At 37.5% G+C, this 3,812-nt stretch carries 5 protein-coding genes; all 5 read left to right on the top strand.

The annotated features are described in order from the left end of the window. Positions 1–53 precede the first annotated feature (53 nt). The gene (locus H1P_RS31600; RefSeq protein ID WP_144875198.1) at positions 54–1,136 is read left to right on the top strand and encodes a class I fructose-bisphosphate aldolase; all 1,083 of its coding nucleotides are present in this window, start codon (positions 54–56) and stop codon (positions 1,134–1,136) included. 194 nt (positions 1,137–1,330) lie between these two features. Continuing rightward, entirely contained in the window at positions 1,331–1,633 is a 303-nt protein-coding gene (locus tag H1P_RS31595; RefSeq protein ID WP_144875196.1) for a hypothetical protein, read from the top strand. Positions 1,634–2,119: 486 nt separating this feature from the next. Continuing rightward, on the top strand, positions 2,120–2,443 hold the full coding sequence (locus tag H1P_RS31590; protein WP_144875194.1) for an ArsR/SmtB family transcription factor: 324 nt from the start codon (positions 2,120–2,122) through the stop codon (positions 2,441–2,443). Continuing rightward, positions 2,440–3,003 carry an SRPBCC family protein gene (locus tag H1P_RS31585; protein ID WP_144875192.1) on the top strand — a complete coding sequence of 188 codons (564 nt, stop codon included), beginning with the start codon at positions 2,440–2,442 and terminating at the stop codon, positions 3,001–3,003. The genes H1P_RS31590 and H1P_RS31585 overlap by 4 nt, the downstream gene beginning before the upstream one ends. A 6-nt stretch (positions 3,004–3,009) precedes the next feature. After that, entirely contained in the window at positions 3,010–3,783 is a 774-nt protein-coding gene (locus tag H1P_RS31580; RefSeq protein WP_186376262.1) for a nucleotidyltransferase domain-containing protein, read from the top strand. Positions 3,784–3,812 lie beyond the last annotated feature (29 nt).

The raw sequence follows: 3,812 nt of genomic DNA, 5'->3' as shown, positions 1-3,812 counted from the left end.
AATAGTAGTCACAATAAAAAAGAAGCAAGACAATTACATTCAAGAATAAAACTATGGTTGCTACTGAACTAGCTGCTCGCGATCTTTCATCATTACTGGGTAAAGAAGCGGAAGATTTATTGACATACAAAGCTAAAGTACCAAAAGATACCTTACATCTACCAGGAAAAGATTTTGTAGAACGCATTTTTGTCTATAGCGATCGCAATCCTCAAGTACTCCGCTCTTTACAGCAGCTATACTCTACAGGAAAACTGGCTAATACTGGCTATCTATCGATTTTACCTGTAGATCAAGGTATTGAGCATTCGGGGGCTGCTTCTTTTGCTCCTAACCCCATATATTTCGATCCTGAAAATATTATCAAATTAGCCCTTGAGGGTGGTTGCAATGCGGTTGCTACTACTTTAGGAGTTTTGGGGATGATGTCTCGTAAATATGCCCATCGTATTCCCTTTATCGTTAAGCTCAACCACAACGAGTTACTCACTTATCCCAATCCATCGGATCAAATTATGTTTGCTTCGGTGAAACAGGCTTGGAATTTAGGAGCAGTAGCCGTGGGAGCAACTATCTATTTTGGTTCATTCGAATCATCTCGGCAAATACAAGAAGTTAGTAAGGCTTTTGCCCAAGCCCATGAATTAGGAATGGCAACAATTCTGTGGTGTTATCTACGCAATGATGCTTTTAAACAAGATAAAGATTATCATTTAGCAGCCGATCTCACAGGACAAGCCAATCATTTAGGAGTAACTATCGAAGCTGATATTATCAAGCAAAAACTACCTGAATGCAATGGGGGTTACAACGCGGTTGTTCAAGCGACAGGAGAAAAATACGGTCGAACAGATGATCGCGTTTATAGTGACTTAAGTAGCGATCATCCTATCGATTTAACTCGCTATCAAGTGCTTAACTGTTACGCAGGACGTAGTGGTTTAATTAATTCTGGTGGTTCATCTGGTGATAATGATTTTGCTGATGCTGTACGTACTGCGGTAATTAATAAGCGTGCTGGCGGTTGTGGTTTGATTTCTGGTAGAAAGACTTTTCAACGTCCTATGTCTGAAGGAATTAAGCTCTTTCACGCCATTCAAGATGTTTACTTATCCGATGAAGTAACTATTGCTTAAACCTCATCTACTAGCCTTGATTGATGTTTTAAGTAGCTAACAGCTTTAAGTTCCAAGCTTATAGCTAATGGCAAGCGAGCTAATTTTACGTAGCGATTGTCCTAATTGTAAAATTGCTTTTATTAATTATGGCGATCGCTAAAGATAGTCCTGAGTAGCAGAAACCAAGGTCAGAAAATGAATATTTGGCTTCTATGAGAAATGGAAGTGGTGATGAATACTATATTGTGTTTAATAGCGACGGGGCAATTCTAAAAGGATTTACTCATGAATCAAAAATATGGTTAGATATATGTAAAAACGATAAATTATTACCTGATTTTTTAGCACAAGTTCCTAACTGCTTTACAAAAGCAATTACTGAACCAGCTTTAGAGTTTCAATATAGTTCTTTTTGTATTTGGCGAACATATTTAGATAGTAATTGGAATTTGGTAAATTACCATTTACCCTCACAAGAAGATAACGATCTCTCAGATGATTTACTTTTTATTTGAGATGGTAAACCTGAAACTTATAAACAATGGGGCGAATCATATTATGAAAGACCAATTAATCTGGAGCATATTCGATATATTTATAACAATCAAATATTAAATAAAAAGATAGTTGAGGAAATTAATCCCTCTCTTTTAATAGACGATCTAATAGACGATCTTAATGCAATTGCTTATCCTTACTTTTTGCACTCTTAAAAAGATAATTTGTCTTAAAAGCAAAATGTTACATACTGGCAGAAATCTAGTTTTATTTACTAAATACCCCTAAATATGTGGGTTAAATCATAAGAAAACTGCAAGCGTTCTAATAGCAATTGTGGCTCAAAAACTAATATTACTTAAGCAATATATTCTAGCATCGCTTTGTACGCGATCGCTTGATTGATTAGCCCAACTAACGCTTGATTTTTTAATGCTTGACATTTAAGCAAATACTTAACTATTATATTTTTAGTTAAGCAAATACTTAACTGTTGTGTGTATATGAGCAAAACTGCTGGTAATGCCAATGTGTTTACAGCGATCGCCGATCCCACTCGACGGGCTATTCTTGATTTGCTACGTCAGGGAGAACAGCCTGTTAAGCAGATTGCCCAACCATTTGAGATGTCTCTTCCTGCCATTTCTCAGCATCTAAGCGTGTTGTGCGAGGCGAAGCTTGTTACTCAAAGGAAAGAGGGAAGACAGCGATTTTATCGTTTGAATCCAGAACCTTTAAAGCAAGTATCTGATTGGGTAAATCATTACGAACAATTCTGGCAAGAAAAACTAGATGTCCTTGGTAACTATTTGGAGGATAATTCATGAGAGAGCAAATAAAGCGAAGTGTTTTTTATCCTTATCCACCAGACAAAGTCTGGCAAGCTCTAACCGATTGCCGTATCTTAAATGCTTGGATGATGAAAAACGACTTTGAGCCAAGCATAGGGCATAAATTCAAATTTGAAAGCAATTCATTACCAGGTATCGAAACTATTATTCACTGTGAAGTGGTGGAACTAGAGAAGCCCAAACGCCTTGCTTATACTTGGCAAGATAATGTTACGGGTGAAGCGTCATTGGTAATTTGGACACTAACCCCAGTAGAAGGCGGAACACGATTGCAACTCAAGCATCAACAAGCTGGATATGCAACAACACTTGTCTGCAATCAGAATAGAAATTCCCGAGAAATTAGCGATCGCCCTAGCTTATTTTTGGACGAACAGCCAGTTACCAAATTCAATCAGCAGATGCTACAAACAAGCTTGCATCAACGGATGACAAGAGGTGAACTCAGTTTCTTACCGAACCACAGAGACTCAAAAGAGGAATGGGATTATCGTCTCAATCACAAATTACTACAGACATTACAGCGTTACTGCTAATTGGTTATGACTATTCAAAAAAAAGTAGACATGAATCAAGCAAGCCAATATCTTTTCGCACTAGCAAAACGAAATATACAAGCCTATATTGCCAATCCAGAAGTAAAAGCAGCAATGGTTACAGGTTCTACCGCTACAGGACAAGCGGATTGTTATTCAGATGTAGAAATGTTTATCTATTACGATGAGTTACCTTCTATTGACAAGCTACAATCTGCCCGTCAGCAAAATCGAGGTTCAGAACCTATCCGAATTCTTGATGGATATAACGAGGGATTCTTTGGTGAATTTTATTTTATCGATGGAGTAGAATTTCAAATCGGTAACGTAACCATTGCGTTTTGGGAACAGGATATGGCAACGGTATTGCAAGAGCTTGACGTTACTTCTCCTCGACAAAAGGTTCTCTTAGGAATGCTAGACTGTATTCCTCTGTACGGCGAGGAGTTAATTCAAGAATGGAAAAGACAGATTGCTGATTACCCAGATGTACTAGCAAGGGCAATGGTAGAAAAACATTTAATTTTTGTCCCGATTTGGGCTTTACAAGAAGACTTGGCTACAAGAGACACTACATTGTTCCAGCATCAAATACGTTTAGAAGCAGGGCAAAATCTTCTTGGTGTTTTAGTAGGGTTAAATCGTTTGTATTATTCAACTTTTCAGTTTAAACGCATGAAACAATTCATCGAACAGATGAATATTGCTCCTGAAAACTTATACAGCGGTTTGCATCTAAATGTGGGACAATCAAGCATTGTAAAAGTAGATCGTAAATGAAAGCTTATTCGGTGGATTTTCGAGAGAAG

The sequence above is a fragment of the Hyella patelloides LEGE 07179 genome, from assembly GCF_900659865.1.
Taxonomy (GTDB): Bacteria; Cyanobacteriota; Cyanobacteriia; order Cyanobacteriales; family Xenococcaceae; genus Hyella; species Hyella patelloides.
The sequence above is the reverse complement of the archived record's forward strand: the minus strand, read 5'-3'. Positions and strand labels throughout refer to the sequence as shown.